Below are 15,371 nucleotides of genomic sequence, written 5' to 3'. Positions count from 1 at the left end.
GGCGCGGGTTTTCAATTGGTAAGAGTGAGAAAATGACTTCAGATCTTCTTCGTTTTTCAAGACCTTTCGCCCTTGTCGCCGTTACCGCTGTTGCGGGATGTACTGGTTCAACAGATCCAACAACGGCAACTTTGTTTGACAATATTGCTAACCTGAATTCCGGTGAATACGACCGCCAGATCGCCAATAATAAAGCGCAGGCGGACGCTATTATTGCGCAGAACAAAGCGGCAGAGCAGCGCAATGCGCAATTGGCGGCGCAAAGCAATGCCAACAAAGCCGAAATCGACTCGCTGCGCAGGCAGATTGCTGATGTAAAGGCTCAGGGTGCGAAGGCGCGCGCCGCCTCGGCCTCGGACCCTGTGAAATTGCAGCAGGTTCAGGCGCTGGACAATCAGCTGAACGCGGTCGAGCGTGACGTTAACAGCGGTGCAAGTTCCGCCGCCATCTCGTCGGAACTGAGCCGGATCAAGTCGGCGTATCGCGCGCTGTCCATATAATTCTAATCACGTCAGGTCGGCGCTTGTCGGCACATGCGACGACCGGGACGTCTTGCATGAGGGGGGTCTTGGGATCGTGACCTACGGATTTTCACGCAGAATGGTGGCGCTTGCTGCCGCTTTGGTCATTTCGGGCGTAGCCCACGCGCAAGAGGGGAAAACCCGCGCGCCATCCACCGGGCTGGCAATCTTGGATTGTGCGCCCGCCGATCCCGCACCCGAGGACAGCTGCCTCGTTCGCGTTCCGTCTGGCAATCAGCGTGGCGATATGAGCTTCCGCTCGCTTGGTGACGCGCAAGCCGATTTCGAGTTTGTCAAATCTCTGGACGACATCCCAGGCAACCTGACCCTTTCGGCGACAATGGTTCTGATTGACCTGTCGGTCGGTGAGCGCAGCGCGCGTGTGCGCAGCTGGAACCGCGAGCGTGAGCTGATTTCGCGTGTCGTGACCAACCTACCGACGGATGAAAAAGTCGCAATCTATGGCTTCGGCAATGATATTGTTGAGTTGTCGCCCTTTTCGACCAACCGCACTCAGGCAGAAGACGTGGTTGAGGGTCTTGAGATTAAGGAACAGAACACCCGTCTGGTCGCCAACGCGACCAGAGCGATCGAATTGTTAAGCCAGCAAGACGATGTCCTGCTGAAGAACCTGATCCTGATCACCGATGGGGATGAGGAGGGATTGGCCACGGTTGAAGAAATCACCGAGGCCGCCGAGCGCGAAGGCGTTTCGGTCTCAGCCCTTGGAATGTTCTGGCGGGCACAGGGCAACGCCCGCACCACGCGTGGCATTGACGTACTGAAACGACTGACGGACCCGCAAAATGGCCTGATGGAAGAGGTCTTTTTGCAAAATCAGTCTGACGCCAATACCGTGGTGTCAGATTTCATCCGATCCTATGGAAATTCTGTCAAAGGCTCGGGCCTGATTGTGCCGGTCGGAGATCCAGCACCCGCTCGCATTACCATCGAAATGATCGAACCGGTTGTCGGCCAACCGGGACAAACCCAAACCAAGAGCTATTCCGCCGAGTTCCAGCCAGTGGTTGATCCGACGCCGGAACCGGAACCTGAGCCTAAGCCAGAACCGGAGGACGAGATTTTCGGTTTCCCGGCGCTTTATGTCTACATCGCGGGTGGCGTTCTGTTGCTGCTGCTTCTGCTGCTGGCGGTGCTACTGGCGCGGCGCGGTTCGGGGGGTGAGCCCGAGGATGATCTGGAGGCTGGCGATTTCGACGATGGCGACGCAACAGGTATGCCACCACCGCAAGATGAGACACGTACGGTGGCAACCGCACCTCCCCCGATTGCCTTTCTGGTTCGGGTCGACAACGGGCATCGTTTCCCGGTGCCCGCGGGACGCTCGACCATCGGGCGTAGCAGCACTAACGGGGTGGTCATCCCCGATGGCGGTGTGTCGCGTGTGCACGCGGAACTCAGCGGCGCGCCAGACGGACGATTCACCATCAGCGATCTGGACAGTCTGAACGGAACGCTGATCAATGAGCGCAAGATCAAAGGCGCGCAGAGAGTAAATGTGGGTGACACAGTGGGCCTTGGGTCCGTTCGCCTGAAACTGGTCCGGGCATAATCCGGGACCATACACACAGGAAAGGTGAAGACATGGGCAACGACAACAAGACAAGCTGGCTGTTCGACAAGGACGACGAAGAGCTGAACGACGATCTGGATTTTGGAGCAGATGACGGGTTCACCGAAAGCATCTCGCCCTCGGATGACGAGGCGACGCATGCCATGCCAAGCGGATCATCCTTCAGTGAAGCGCCGACTGAATATGTCGAAGACGAAAAGACACAGATTTACCATGGCGGGATGTCCAAGAATTTCTCGGACAAGGCCGAGTTTGATCCGATGGTCGACCCGATTACCGGCTGGTTGGTTGTGGTCAAAGGGCCGGGGTTGGGCCAGTCGGTCAATCTGGGCTCGGGCATGAACACATTAGGCCGCGACAGCGGTGAGCGTGTTTCGCTGGATTTCGGTGACAAGATGATTTCCGGCAAGGACCATCTGCGGGTGATCTTTGACGATGCCAACCGCGTGTTCTTTGCTGCCCCCGGCACGGGGCGCAATATCAGCCGTATAAACGGTCAGATCGTGGCCACCACCATGCCGTTGGAAAACTACGCACTGATCGAGCTGTCGAAACAGACGCATGTGCGCTTTGTTGCCTTCTGTAACGAGGATTTTGACTGGTCGGAGCTGGCCGAAAGCTCTGACGACTGATCCCGATGACAATCATCAGCGGCAAACAAAGCCTGGGCCAGCGCGAAAATCAGGAAGACGCGTTCGATCTCGTCTATCAAAACGAACGCGACCCGAAATCCGACATCCTGATGCTGGTGGCCGATGGGATGGGCGGCCATGCAGGGGGCGAGGTTGCATCCAACCTGGCCCTGTCGGCGTTCAAGAAGCATTTCATCGGGGGCTCGGAGGCGCCGCGCCCGCGGGACCGGTTGCAGGAGTCGTTGACGGCAGCAAATGATGCTTTACGCCAGCGCATTGCCAGCCAGCCCGACCTGAAAGGCATGGGATGCACTCTGATCGCAGCGCTCAAGCTGGGGGATCGGCTGGTTTGGGTTTCAGTTGGTGACAGCAGCCTATTTCTGTTGCGCGACGGACGCTTGAAAAAGCTGAACGCAGATCACTCGCTTTACGGTGAGTTGTTGCAGATGGTTGCTGCGGGCAAGATCACGCAGGAAGAAGCGGACAGCCACCCGCGTCGCAATGCCTTGCGCTCGGCGTTGATGGGGGATCGGATTTCTCTGACCGATGTCAACGCCATCAGCCTGAAACCCGGCGATGTGGTTCTATCCTGCTCGGACGGGCTGGATACACTGTCGCAGCCTGAAATCCGGGATATCCTGCAAGGTGGCAAAAGCCGCGATATGCGCGGTGTCGCCTCGGATCTGTTGAACGCGGTCGAGGCGAAAGGAAAGCCGAAACAAGACAACACCACCGTCGTCGCCTATGCTCATGTCCAGGACGGCATGAGCAGCATGCTGCGGGGAAGCCAATGGGCGTTTCACAACACCGGCGGCAATGGGAATACGCTTAAATTTGCAGCGATTGGTCTTGGAGCTTTGGCCCTTGTTGCGGCAGCTGGCGCATGGCTGCTGCGGCCTGATCCAGTCGAAGTCACGCCAGAGCCTGAGCCCGTCCAAAATCCGCCATCACAAGAAGAACGCAGTATTGGTGACAGCACTGTCGATGATGACCCAATTGCGTCCGACCCCAATAGCGACGAGGAGCCGTTAACAGAGCCTGAAGGCCAGGTGCCAGAAGTTGAAGAATCGCAGCCAGAAGAACCCCTTGCACCCGAGGAAACGACCCCAGAACCCACCGAACCGTCTGCGCCCGAAGAACCAGAAAGCACAGAGCCGGTGGAGCCGGCAACGCCTGCGCAAACTCCGGAAGAAGATGATGTTTCTGTAGAAAATCCTAGTGGCGAAGGAAGGTAGTTCTGACGGTGTCGGTGCATTTGCCAAAAGGAGAAACCTTTGCCGGTTACGTTCTCGGGGACGTATTGGGGCAGGGGGGCTTTGGCATCACCTACCGTTCGCGCAACCGCGAAACCGGCGAGCGTTTTGCGATCAAGGAGTATTTCCCGGCTGACTATGCAGACCGAGGCCCCAACAACGCTGTCTCGCCCACGTCCGAGGGGCGGCAGCTGTTTCACATGGGGTTAGAGGCCTTTCTGCAAGAAGCCAATCTGTTGCGTGATCTGCCACAGCAGCAGGGCCTAATGCGCGTGCGGGCTGCATTCCGAAAACACGGCACAGCCTATTGCGTGATGGAGTATATTCACGGCGATCCACTGGACCGGATGATGGCGCGCATGATTGATGCCCGCGGATCGGTCCCGCCCGATCTTGTCACCACTTTCCTTCACTCGATGCTGAATGCCCTGGATGCGGTTCATGATGTCGGTGTGGTCCACCGCGATATGAAACCGGCAAATGTCATGATCCGTAAAGACGGGCAGCCCATTCTGATCGATTTTGGCGCTGCTCGCCTGATGGGCAAATCCAGCGGTCTGGCGTCAATGTTCACGCGCAAATACGCGGCGATTGAGCAGTTTCCGGCGGACAAAACCGGATTGACCGGCAGCGTTCAGGAAGGCTCTTGGAGCGATTTGTTTGCCCTTTCGGTCATCCTGTATGAGATGGTTTCGCAAAGCCTTCCGCCCAACGCCGAAGAACGCTGGAAAGAAAAACGGGCGACAGGTCGTGACCCCTACGTCCCGGTACGCCACAACCTGAAGCGCAATCGTGTTCAGGAAAAATATGATGATGCCTTGCTGAATGCTATCGATCTTGGCTGCAGGTTGCTGCCGAGTGATCGCATCCGCACAGCGCGTGACTATGCGCGGCTCGCGGGCATTGATCTGCACGGAGCGGTGCCCGGTCCTGACCGGCCAGAACGAGAGCCTCGCGCGAAACCTGTTAGCCGCCCAAGGCCGCGCCCAAAGAAAAAAACCGGAGGCCGCAAGGCTTCAATATTGGTGTTGCTGTTGATCCTGATCGTGGCAGCGGCCGTCATTGCATATGGAATACTGATGTGAAGATTGTAGCTTTAACTCGTTCCCTTTGTTTTACGGCCGCCTGGCTGTTCGGTATGGCCTGCGCTGCCGCTGCGCAAATCGCGCCGGATATCGTTGCGGAAACGGACAAGGCGGTTGGACGAGCGGTCGTGGACGTCAGCGGCGGGCAAGCAACTGGATCAGGATTCGTCCTGTCAGAACTGCCCGAAGGTGGCGGTTACTACTACATCACCAACCATCATGTGATTAACGGTGGCCTGAACATACAGGTCGGGTTCAAACAGGATGACCGGGTCTTTTTATATGATGCGAAGGTTCTGCATGCCTCGCGCGAACTGGATTTGGCCGTACTGCGCATTGTCCCGCAGGAACCTAGCGGACATAGGCCCGGATTTCTGTCTCTGCGCGAAGGCAAGGCACTGAAGGGTGAACAGGTGGCTGCCATCGGCTATCCCGGTTCCTCGGACCAGATCAATGCCGGGCGGGATATGTTGCCTTTTTTTGAAACGACGTTGACCCAGGGTGCGATCAGTAAGGTTGCTCCGGGATCATTCAATGAAACGGGGCGGACCCTCGAAATTGTGCAGCACACAGCATCGGTCAATCCCGGCAATTCGGGCGGACCATTGATCGACTATTGCGGATCGGTACTGGGTATCAACACCGTCATCTCGGTCTGGAACTCGGATGGTCGCACGCCAACGAACAACACATTCTGGGCCTCGTCAGCGAACCCAATATCCGGTTTTTTGCGGGATGCGGGCATTCCCTTTAACGCGCATCAGCAGGAATGTGATCCAGACAACCCGGACTTTGTAGGCGGTGGTGCGAAAGACAACAGCCTGCTGATCATCCTGGCCGTACTGGCTGGCGCCAGTGCAGCCGTGATCGGCGGCATCTATTTCGTAGTTTCGCAAAGCAAAGCCGATGGCGGATCAAAATCCACGCACGGGGGCGGGTCGGCCAAATCCACAGGTCGGGCCATTCTGGCCGTCAGCATGGACGGAAAATCCGAGCGGTTCAGCGCCGCCCAACTCCAATCGGGTGTCACGATCGGGCGCGCCAGCGAGAACACACTGACGATTACCGATCGCAATCTCAGCCGCCGCCATGCCAGCCTGTCGTTGCAGGGGCGCAAGATGATGCTGACGGATCTGGGCTCGTCCAACGGCACTAAGGTCGATGGCCGCCGTCTGAAACCGAATGATCCGGTGCAGATCAACACCAAATCGAAGGTCGAACTTGGGGGGGTTGCGCTTGTCCTCAGACGTCCCTGATACGGTTCTGTCGATCCGCAACCTTGGGATCGAACGCGCGCCCGGTTTCTTTGTGGTGATCGAAGAGCTGGAACTGAGCGCAGGTGAGACCATCGTTCTGGACGCGGTCAGCGGGGCGGGCAAAAGCACAGCGCTGGGGCTGATTGCCGGGGCGCTGCCGCTGACGGACCTGCCGGATATGCTGCATGTGATCGGCGGGGTGACGGTCACGCCGGACACCCCGAGGGCCGAATTTGCCGGGCCCGACAAGCTGGGCTTTGTACTGCAAACCAATACGCTGGTGCCGTATCTGAGTTTGCAGGAGAATATTGAACTGCCCGTTCGTGTCGCCGGGCAGGTGCCGGATGCAGAATGGCAGGATCACCTGATCCGCGCTATGGGGCTAAGGGACCTGACCGCCCGCAAACCGGGTCAGTTGTCGGTGGGCCAACGCCAACGCGCCTCGGTCGCGCGGGCGTTGCTGGGGCAGCCCGCGTTGCTGTTGCTGGACGAGCCGGTCTCGGCCCTCGACCCCGCCAATGTGGCCGAGGTCGAAGGGTTGATCGTACATCTTGCTGCCGAGGCCGGGTCGGCCGTCGTACTGGCCAGCCATCAGGCGCAAACGGGTGAGTTTGCGGACACCCCCCGTGCCGATCACCGACTTCTGGATCATCAAGGGCAATCCTATTCGATTTTCTCGACAGTAGGCCGCGCGGCGGCGAGGGTGGCGTGATGGTGCGGATACCAGCCATGTTGGCCCTGCGCGAATTGCGCCATGACTGGCAGTCGGCTTTGTGTTTTGTCGCCGCCCTGGCCGGCGTTCTTGGCCCTCTGCTGATCATTCTGGCGCTGAAGAACGGGATCATAGGCACCATGGTCGGCCGGTTGATCGAGGACCCGTCGAACCGCGAAATCCTGGCCATTGGGGCCGAGCAGCATGATGCGGCCTTCTTCGCCGCCCTGGGCGCGCGGCAGGATGTCGGGTTCATCGTTCCCGCCACCCGCTCGATCAACACATCCGCCAACGCGGTGCGGCATGAGGCGCAGCGCAAACTGGAGCGCGCGGTGCCTCTGATCCCATCGGCTGCGGGTGATCCGCTGATCGACGGCGAACCCGTTGCGCCGGGTCGCGTGTGGGTCTCGGACAAACTGGCGCAGGACCTTTCGGTCTCGGCCGGGGATACAGTTGACATGATCATCGGGCGCGAAGTGGATGGGCAACGCGAAAACGCCCGTCGCGATCTGCAGGTGATTGGCGTATTGCCCCCCGAAATTTGGCCGCGTCCTGCCATCTTTCTGTCGCTGCCCGATCTTCTGGCGGTCGAGCGGTTTCGCGACGATCTGACCTCGACCCCCGCAAACTGGACCGATCCGGTGGCCGAGCCCGAGACCTATGCCAGTTTCCGCCTTTATGCGCGCTCGCTGGAGGATATCGGAACCTTGTCTGCCAATCTGGCCGAACAGGGGCTGCAATCGCGTCCTCGAGCTGAAAACGCGGCCCTGTTGCTATCCTTCCGGCGCAATCTGAACATACTGTTCACAGCTATCGCCGCGCTGGCCATGTTTGGCTTCTGGGCCGCGATGTCCGCCAATCTACGCGGAATGGTCGAGCGGCAGCGGGTCATTTTCAGTCTGTTTTCCATGCTGACCATGCCCGACCGGCAGCGCTGTGTAATCCCGGTGGTCCAAAGCCTTGCGTTGGTGCTGGGCGGCGTGATCGCAACGCTGATCATCATACTGCCCTTCCTGCTGGCCATCAACGCCACGTTCGAAACCGCCCCCGGCGAATCTGTTGCGCGCCTTTATGCGGGCGATGTGTTTGCAACACTGGTTCTGGGCGCCGTGACGGCGGTAACCGCAGCGATCTGGGCCGTATTTGCCGTGCGCAATGTCGAACCTCAGGAGGTCTTGACCCATGCCTAAATTGACCCGCCTTGCCCTGGCCCCTCTGATCGGTCTGTTGACCTTCTCCGCAACCGCGCAGGCACAAGACATCAGTTGGCGCGAGAAATACTATAATCCGCAGCCTGCGGATGGGGACCTGTCCCTGCCCATGCCCTGCGGCGGGGCGATGACCTTCCGCAAGGTGGCAACGCCCAACACAGATGGCGTGATCGGCGATGTCTCGGTCGTGCTGGGGCAGGAGGGCAGCGATCAACCCTATCTGAACGGCCTGCGCCGCGCCTTTGTCTCGGGCGCGTTTGCCGATCCCGAAGGTGCGGCCAAGGGCTATTTCTACATGGCCAAGTATGAGCTGGCGCAGGCACAGTGGGATGTGGTCATGGTTGGCTGCCCCGACAAGGAGCCGCGTCGCCGTGGCTTTGTTCCGGCGGTTGGGAATACCAAGCTGGACTATCAGCGCTTTGCAGAGGCCTACACCCTGTGGCTGATGGAGAATGCACCCGACAGCCTGCCCCGCGTCGGCGATACGCGGGCCTATCTGCGCCTGCCCACCGAGGAGGAATGGGAGTATTCCGCCCGTGGTGGTTTAGCGGTGGATCAATCCCTGTTCCGCGCTCCTCTGCCGCCCGTGCCGGAAGGCACGCCACAGGATGAATACATCGCCCATGGCGGCACGGCTTCTGCGGGGGGCAAATTGCAGGTGGTCGGTTCTCTGAAGCCCAACCCGTTGGGTCTGCATGACATGCTGGGCAACGCGGCCGAGATCGTGGGGGATCCGTTTGCTCTGGTCCGTCACGGGCGCTTGCACGGTCAGGCAGGGGGGTTCGTGAAACGCGGTGGCGATGCCCGAACGCCTTTGGCGGACATCACATCCTCGACCCGGTTCGAGGTTCCGCCCTTTGACATCCTGTCAAACACTGCCTCGGCGGATCGCTTCACCGGCACAAGGCTGGTGTTGCAGGGTTTGGCCATAACTTCGGCGGATCAGGATCAGGCATTGAAGGACGGGCTGGACCAACTGGCGCGCCCGGATGAAGGGCTGGCCTCGGCCGCCAGCGAGCAAGAGGCGATGGAACTGCTGGATGAGATTTCAGCGGAAACCCTGTCGGACCGCACCAAGACGCAATTGGCGGTGATCAAGGACACGTTGAACAGGGGTCGGGTTGAGCGCAACGCACAAAGGGATCAGTCGGTCCGCCTGATCCTCACCTCGGGCGTTCTGGTCTGCGGTCAAGCTCTGCGCCGCTACCTGAACGCGCTGATTTCAATGCTGACGATACAACCCGAGCTTGATGCCCTCGAACGCGAGGCGCGGGCCGCCGGGGATCAGGAACTGCTGAAAGAAATCGAGATCGCCCGGCAAGAGGCCGCCGCAAAACTCAGAGAAATCGAAGAGAAAGCAAAGGCAGATGTGGTTGAATATGCCAATTTGATCGAAGGGCTGGTCGACCAATACTCGCCCGTGCTGCTGCGCAAACAGATCGATTTCATCTACCCCACCGAAGAAAGCCGGGGGCGCGAACGGGCAAACTGCCTGGCACTGGTGCAAGATCACATCGGCGCGCGCAGCGTCGCGGGCTATTCGGATTTGGATCAAATCGCGGACGATATTCAGGGGCTGGCTCTATCGTTCATGGAAGACTGACTTGGAAAGGTTGAAGAATGCGGGATGTATTGAACAAATCGCTGGAGGTTCTGGTTTGGATCACCACCGCGCTGTCGATTATCTTTTTCTGTTTCACCGCTGTGACCATGCTGCGCCTGTCGCCGCTGGGTCCGGATACAACCACGATCATCGCCGCTTTCCTGACGGTGGTGTTCGGGATCACATCCTCGCTGGTATTTGCGGGCATCTGCTTTCAAATCATGGATATCCGCACCTTTAGCAAGCACAGCGCCATCAGCCTGAAAAACCGGAGGTAAGGACACCCATGGAACACTCGGTACTTGGCCTGAAACCCGGCAGCGTTCTGCAGGATACGTATGAGATCAAATCCCTGCTGGGCGAGGGCGGCATGGGGGCTACCTTTCGTGGCCTGAACCGCGCCAGCGGGCATGAGGTGGCGATCAAGGTCATGACGCCCAGCTTTGCCAAGAACCAAAAGGCCGTTGATCTGTTCCGGCGCGAGGCGAACCTGCTGCGCACCGTGCGCAGCGATGCCGTGGTACGGTTCGAAACCTCGATGCTGGACAAGGATGGTCGTCTTTTCCTGGTGATGGAATTTGTGCCCGGTCACCCATTGGCGCACTACCTGAAAAAGGGGGCAAGGCTGTCCTCGGATGATGTGTTGAAACTGGGTCTGCGCCTGTCGCAAGGGCTTGAAGCCATTCACAAGCTGGGCATCGTGCACCGCGATGTGGCGCCGGATAATGTGATGATCTCGCATGATGATATCAATCAGGCCAAGTTCATCGATTTTGGGTTGGCCTCAGACAGTGTTGGGACGGACAAGTCCATCATCGGCGACAGTTTTGCAGGTAAGCTGCGCTATTGCGCGCCGGAACAGTTGGGCCTGTTCGGCAATGAGGTGTCTACCGCCACAGACGCCTATGCGCTGGGGCTGGTCTTAATGCGGACCTCGGGGCTGGAGCTACCCGGTGAAGGCAAAGGGTTCGCTGCCGTTGAAGACCGGAAGGCGGATGTCAAAATCACCGATCCCAAGGTTGCACCCGGTTTGAAATGGGCGCTGGAGCAGTTGCTGAAAGCCAACCCAAAAGATCGCCCCTCCGACCTGCCCGGATTGTTCCGTCAAGCGCTGAACGGCGAGGTAAAAAAGAAGCCCTCAGCAGGCGCTGCCCAGCCTAAAGATGCAGTGCCGTCCGAGGAAAGCTCTGGCGGCAACAATATGCCCATGATCGCGGCTGGAATCGTCGCTCTGGCCGTCATAGTAGGCGCTGCGTGGTATTTTCTTGTCGGCCCCGGTGGTCAGTCGGCCAAGGTCAATGAATCCGTTGTCGTTGCACAAGAGGCGGTCGCAGCAGACAATCCCTTGACCGCGGCGCGCGATTTGCTGGCGGCGGGTGGGGCTCAGAATCTGGATGCGGCCCTGGGCGCTTTGATTGCCATCAGCAATGATCAAGAACTGTCGGAACAGGACCGGGCAGACGCCAATATCCTGATTGCTGAAATGTATGACCCTGAAACCCATAGTACAGTGACTTCCCCTTTTCCGCGCCCCAACCCCTCGGCGGCGCGGCGATACTATCAGCGCGCAGCTGATCTGGGATCAGACCCGGCGCGCGAAGCCCTGAACAGATTGGGCGAGTGAGGAGACGGATATGATGTTGAGACGGATACTCCTTCTTGTAACGGCGCTGGTGCTGGCCGGGCCGCTGCTGGCGCAATCGAAATCACCATTGCCTATCGAGGGCAAAACCAGCCTGTTCCAGCGCGTGCTGATCCGGGAACGGATCGAAGCGCGCGCTGAGCCGGAAAGCGAAAGCCCCGGCACGGCCCTGTCTCCGCTACAGGTGTTCTTTGTCTATGACCGCAATGGCGATTGGATGCAGATTGGCGCCACTGATCAGGGAGACGACCTGATGTGGGTGCCTCAGGCCGCGACGGTCGACTGGAACCAAAACATCGTTGCGACGCTAGAAGGCAGTGACAATGTGGGCCGGGTTTTGTTCTTCAACGATATCGACCCGATTTACGACATCATCGAAAGCGAAAATCCCGCGGATCTGGCTGCGGATGCGCGGGATGAAGCGCTGGCGGCTGAGCAGGGGGGAGACCCATCGGAAACCGTGATCGCCCTTGGCCCGCGTGAGACTATTGATCAACGGCAGAACCTCTACGTCATGCCGATCCTATCGACCGAAGAGGCGGTGTTCGACATCGGGCCCTTTGTCAATCTATTGCAAGTCGCCGTCGCCAGCGCCAACGCACCGAACCCACCAGCCGCCCCAAGTGGTCAGGCTGCGGGTGATCTGAAAACCGGGGTGGTTTTTGTCGTCGACACGACCATTTCCATGGAGCCCTACATTCGCGCCACCCGCGATGCGCTGCAGGAAGTGTACCGCGAGGCAGCCTCCTCGGATGCAGCCGATGCGGTCAGCTTTGCCCTTGTGGGCTATCGTGACAGCCTGCAAGCCGCGCCTGATCTGGGTTATGACGTTAAGACCTTTGTGGATTTGCAGCAGGGGCTGGATGTCGAGAATTTTCTGGCCGGGATCGACCAGATGCAGGAAGCGAAGGCCAGCAGTAAGAACTTCCGCGAAGACAGTTATCGCGGGATCGAACATGCCCTGCAGGATATGGATTGGAGCGAGTTTGGCAGCCGCTTTATCGTTCTGGTGACCGATGCGGGCCCGCGCGAATTTGATGATGAATATTCCTCGACCGGTCTAAGCGCAGAAAGCCTGAACCGCCTTATCCGCGAGCGGATCGGGGGCGCCATGGCCGTCATGCATCTGCGGACCGCACGCGGCGCCAAGGATCATCCCTCGGCCGAGGCCGCCTATAAGCAGCTGACCGCATTCCCCAACTCGGCCCCGCTGTATTTCCCGATAGAGAACGGTGACCCCACCATCTACAAGGACACAGCCCGCCAATTGGGACAGTTCGTGGCGCAACAGGCGTCGTCTTATCGCGGCAGCGACGGGGACGCCCTGTTGGATGAAGATGCCATCGTCGATGAGGCCGAAGGCGGGTTGTTCAGCGGGCTCAATACCGCCAGCCGCACCATGCAACTGGCCTATCTGGGCCGGACCGAAGGCGCGCAGGCGCCCGATCTGTTCGAGGCTTATGTGGCCGACCGGGATTTTGATCGCACCGGTTTGAAACCACTGTCTATCCGTCTACTGATCTCCAAAGCCGACCTGAGCAATCTGGAAGAGGCGTTGCGGATCATCGTGGATCAGGCTGAACGGAACGTGGTGAATCCTGATCAGTTCTTTACCCAAGTACTCGGTGTGGCGGCTGATATGAGCCGTCGACCCGACCAGGTGTCACGCCAGTCCGATCCAAGTCTGGCCGAGGCTGTGGCTTTGGACGAGTATCTGGCGGATCTACCTTATAAATCACAGATCATGGCCATTACCGAAGATGATTGGGTACGCCTGCCCATTTCGGAACAGCAGACCATCGTCAACGGCCTTTATGACAAGATTGAACGCTATCGCCGTTACAATGAATCGACGGATCAGTGGGTCGATTATCTGGGTGCCGGGCCACAAGCGGGCAATCTGTTGTATCCCATGTTGCTGGACGATCTGCCCTAGAACAGGTGAACAATCCCCAAAAGATCGGGGCATCGGGATCGTTCCGCTGCCCCGGTTTTTATTCTGCGACTTCAGTTTTTTCAGCACCCTTTTTGAACTGTTGGTCATAAAGTCTGCGGAAGCTGCCGTTGCGGGCGATCAGCTGATCCAGATTGCCTTGTTCGACAACGGCCCCGTCCTGAATCACCATGATATTGTCCGCCTCAAGAATCGTGGACAGACGGTGCGCGATGACAACCACTGTCATGTCCTTTGTCAGCACATCCAGCGCTTCGCGCACCAGGTTTTCGGATTCTGCGTCTAGAGCGCTGGTGGCTTCGTCCAGCAACAGAATCTCAGCCTTTCGCAAAATCGCGCGCGCAATGGCCAGACGCTGTTTCTGACCCCCGGAGAGGAAGGCACCGTTCTCACCAACAAGTGTGTCATACCCATCTGGCAACTCGGAGATGAAATCATGCGCATGTGCGGCTCGGGCCGCGTCATAAATTTCCTCATCCGTTGCATCAGGCGCAGCAAAGCGCAGGTTCTGCATCACTGTGGTCGAGAACAAGAAGGTGTCCTGGCCCACGTAAGAGATTTTCTTGCGCAACGACGCGAAACTCGCCTGGCGTACATCCTGGCCATCGATCTCGACCGACCCTTCGTTGGGATCATAAAACCGCATGATCAACCCAAAAATCGTTGACTTGCCGCCCCCAGACTGGCCGACCAAAGCAGTGGTTTGCCGCGCTGCAAAGGTCAGGTTCATGTCTTCAATCACCGAGATTGAACCCTGATAACCAAAGGTCACATTGCGCAGCGTGATCTCACCCTGACCATCTGGAATATCCTCAGCATCTGGGCTTTCGGTCATCGTGTCTTCCTGGTCCAGCAGACCGAACACCAGGCTTACGCCAACCATCGCTGCTTCGATCTGGACGCGCATTTTCGACAGCCGTTTTGCGGGTTCATATGCCATCAATAGCGCAGTAATGAAAGACATCAACTGGCCTGCCGTTGGTTGCTCGGAGCCGGCAATCCCCAACGTGCTGACCACCAAAACACCCGCGATCGCAAGACCGGCCAGAAACTCCATCAGCGGGCTGGCAATGGCTTGCAGGCGCGCGATATCGTTGGATCGCGCCTCAACTTTCCTGATTGCCACATCCATCCGATTAGTCATCAGTTCTTCGAGCGAGAGGACCTTGATAACTTTGATACCGGCAGAGGTTTCCTGGAGAACACGGATAATCTCGGCAAGCGATGTAAACTCCGCCTGCATGATTTTTCGGACGCTCTTCAACAGGTACCGAACCCCCAGTAGCGCCACGGGGCCGACAACTAAAAACATAACAGACAGAAGCGGTTGCTGGTAAACCATTACCGCTATCAAACCAACAAGCGTTAGCAAATCCCTTACAAAGCCTGTTACCAGCACATCAATCAAGGTGCGGGCAGCTTGCGCACCATGCGTCGTGCGCATCAACAGTTCGGATGACTCGTTCTGGCCAAAAAAGTCGACCCCATGCCGAAGAAGCTTGCGGTAAACCTTGTCCTGTTGTGCAGCGACAATCCGGTTTCCAGCCCGTGCCAAATAGATAGCCTGTATGTAAGTTGCCGCCGCTTTTGCAAGAAACAGGCCTACAACAGATAGCGCGATCAACGGCGCCCAGCCACGCATCTCGGGGCTGGTCATGGCATCGACGATATACTCCATCATATAGGCCGCGCCGGCAGTCGTGGCGGCGACCAGTATCATCGCTACGATTGCGATCCCGTACATCCAGCCTTGTGCATAGAAGCTTTCGCCAATCAGGCGGCCCATATAGCCGGACCGCCAGTTATTCCAGGCGCGCTTAATCATTGCATTCTCCAGATCATGAAACCATGCGCTCGCTCAGATAACCTAAAATCATTTTGGCCAAAAGGGCAGATACCCAAGCGTGA

General features: G+C 58.3%; 13 protein-coding genes. 12 read left to right on the top strand and 1 reads right to left on the bottom strand.

The genetic code is table 11. The features are described from left to right. Window positions 1-32 precede the first annotated feature (32 nt). The 12 genes from ACR0KG_RS10070 to ACR0KG_RS10015 all read left to right on the top strand — a co-directional run bounded on the left by ACR0KG_RS10070 (window position 33) and on the right by ACR0KG_RS10015 (window position 13,445). The gene (locus ACR0KG_RS10070) at window positions 33-500 is read left to right on the top strand and encodes a hypothetical protein (RefSeq protein WP_353010189.1); all 468 of its coding nucleotides are present in this window, start codon (window positions 33-35) and stop codon (window positions 498-500) included. Window positions 501-576: 76 nt separating this feature from the next. Further along, entirely contained in the window at window positions 577-2,094 is a 1,518-nt protein-coding gene (locus tag ACR0KG_RS10065) for an FHA domain-containing protein (protein ID WP_480827174.1), read from the top strand. 32 nt (window positions 2,095-2,126) lie between these two features. Further along, window positions 2,127-2,747: an FHA domain-containing protein gene (locus tag ACR0KG_RS10060; protein ID WP_480499025.1), complete on the top strand. Its 621-nt coding sequence runs from the start codon at window positions 2,127-2,129 to the stop codon at window positions 2,745-2,747. Window positions 2,748-2,752: 5 nt separating this feature from the next. Continuing rightward, entirely contained in the window at window positions 2,753-3,982 is a 1,230-nt protein-coding gene (locus ACR0KG_RS10055) for a PP2C family protein-serine/threonine phosphatase (RefSeq protein WP_480827173.1), read from the top strand. Between the two features lie 14 nt (window positions 3,983-3,996). After that, complete coding sequence (locus ACR0KG_RS10050) at window positions 3,997-5,085, top strand: serine/threonine protein kinase (RefSeq protein WP_480827172.1); 1,089 nt, start codon at window positions 3,997-3,999, stop codon at window positions 5,083-5,085. Between the two features lie 53 nt (window positions 5,086-5,138). Continuing rightward, the gene (locus tag ACR0KG_RS10045; RefSeq protein ID WP_480827171.1) at window positions 5,139-6,341 is read left to right on the top strand and encodes a trypsin-like peptidase domain-containing protein; all 1,203 of its coding nucleotides are present in this window, start codon (window positions 5,139-5,141) and stop codon (window positions 6,339-6,341) included. After that, on the top strand, window positions 6,322-7,053 hold the full coding sequence (locus tag ACR0KG_RS10040) for an ATP-binding cassette domain-containing protein (protein ID WP_480544761.1): 732 nt from the start codon (window positions 6,322-6,324) through the stop codon (window positions 7,051-7,053). Before ACR0KG_RS10045 ends, ACR0KG_RS10040 begins: the two co-directional genes overlap by 20 nt. Further along, complete coding sequence (locus tag ACR0KG_RS10035; protein ID WP_480544762.1) at window positions 7,053-8,243, top strand: ABC transporter permease family protein; 1,191 nt, start codon at window positions 7,053-7,055, stop codon at window positions 8,241-8,243. Before ACR0KG_RS10040 ends, ACR0KG_RS10035 begins: the two co-directional genes overlap by 1 nt. Continuing rightward, window positions 8,236-9,867 (top strand): formylglycine-generating enzyme family protein, encoded by a 1,632-nt coding sequence (locus ACR0KG_RS10030; RefSeq protein WP_480827170.1) that lies wholly within the window; start codon window positions 8,236-8,238, stop codon window positions 9,865-9,867. Before ACR0KG_RS10035 ends, ACR0KG_RS10030 begins: the two co-directional genes overlap by 8 nt. A gap of 17 nt (window positions 9,868-9,884) precedes the next feature. After that, window positions 9,885-10,145 carry a hypothetical protein gene (locus ACR0KG_RS10025; RefSeq protein ID WP_170535048.1) on the top strand — a complete coding sequence of 87 codons (261 nt, stop codon included), beginning with the start codon at window positions 9,885-9,887 and terminating at the stop codon, window positions 10,143-10,145. An 8-nt stretch (window positions 10,146-10,153) separates the two neighbouring features. Next, window positions 10,154-11,491 carry a serine/threonine-protein kinase gene (locus ACR0KG_RS10020; protein WP_480544764.1) on the top strand — a complete coding sequence of 446 codons (1,338 nt, stop codon included), beginning with the start codon at window positions 10,154-10,156 and terminating at the stop codon, window positions 11,489-11,491. Between the two features lie 10 nt (window positions 11,492-11,501). Further along, window positions 11,502-13,445, top strand: a complete 1,944-nt coding sequence (locus ACR0KG_RS10015; RefSeq protein WP_480827169.1) for a vWA domain-containing protein — start codon at window positions 11,502-11,504, stop codon at window positions 13,443-13,445. 58 nt (window positions 13,446-13,503) lie between these two features. On the opposite strand, the gene ACR0KG_RS10010 is transcribed toward ACR0KG_RS10015, so the two are convergent. Next, window positions 13,504-15,288, bottom strand: a complete 1,785-nt coding sequence (locus tag ACR0KG_RS10010; RefSeq protein WP_480827168.1) for an ABC transporter ATP-binding protein — start codon at window positions 15,286-15,288, stop codon at window positions 13,504-13,506. Window positions 15,289-15,371: the final 83 nt, after the last annotated feature.

The sequence above is a fragment of the Ruegeria sp. H4 genome, from assembly GCF_056533065.1.
The sequence above is the reverse complement of the archived record's forward strand: the minus strand, read 5'-3'. Positions and strand labels throughout refer to the sequence as shown.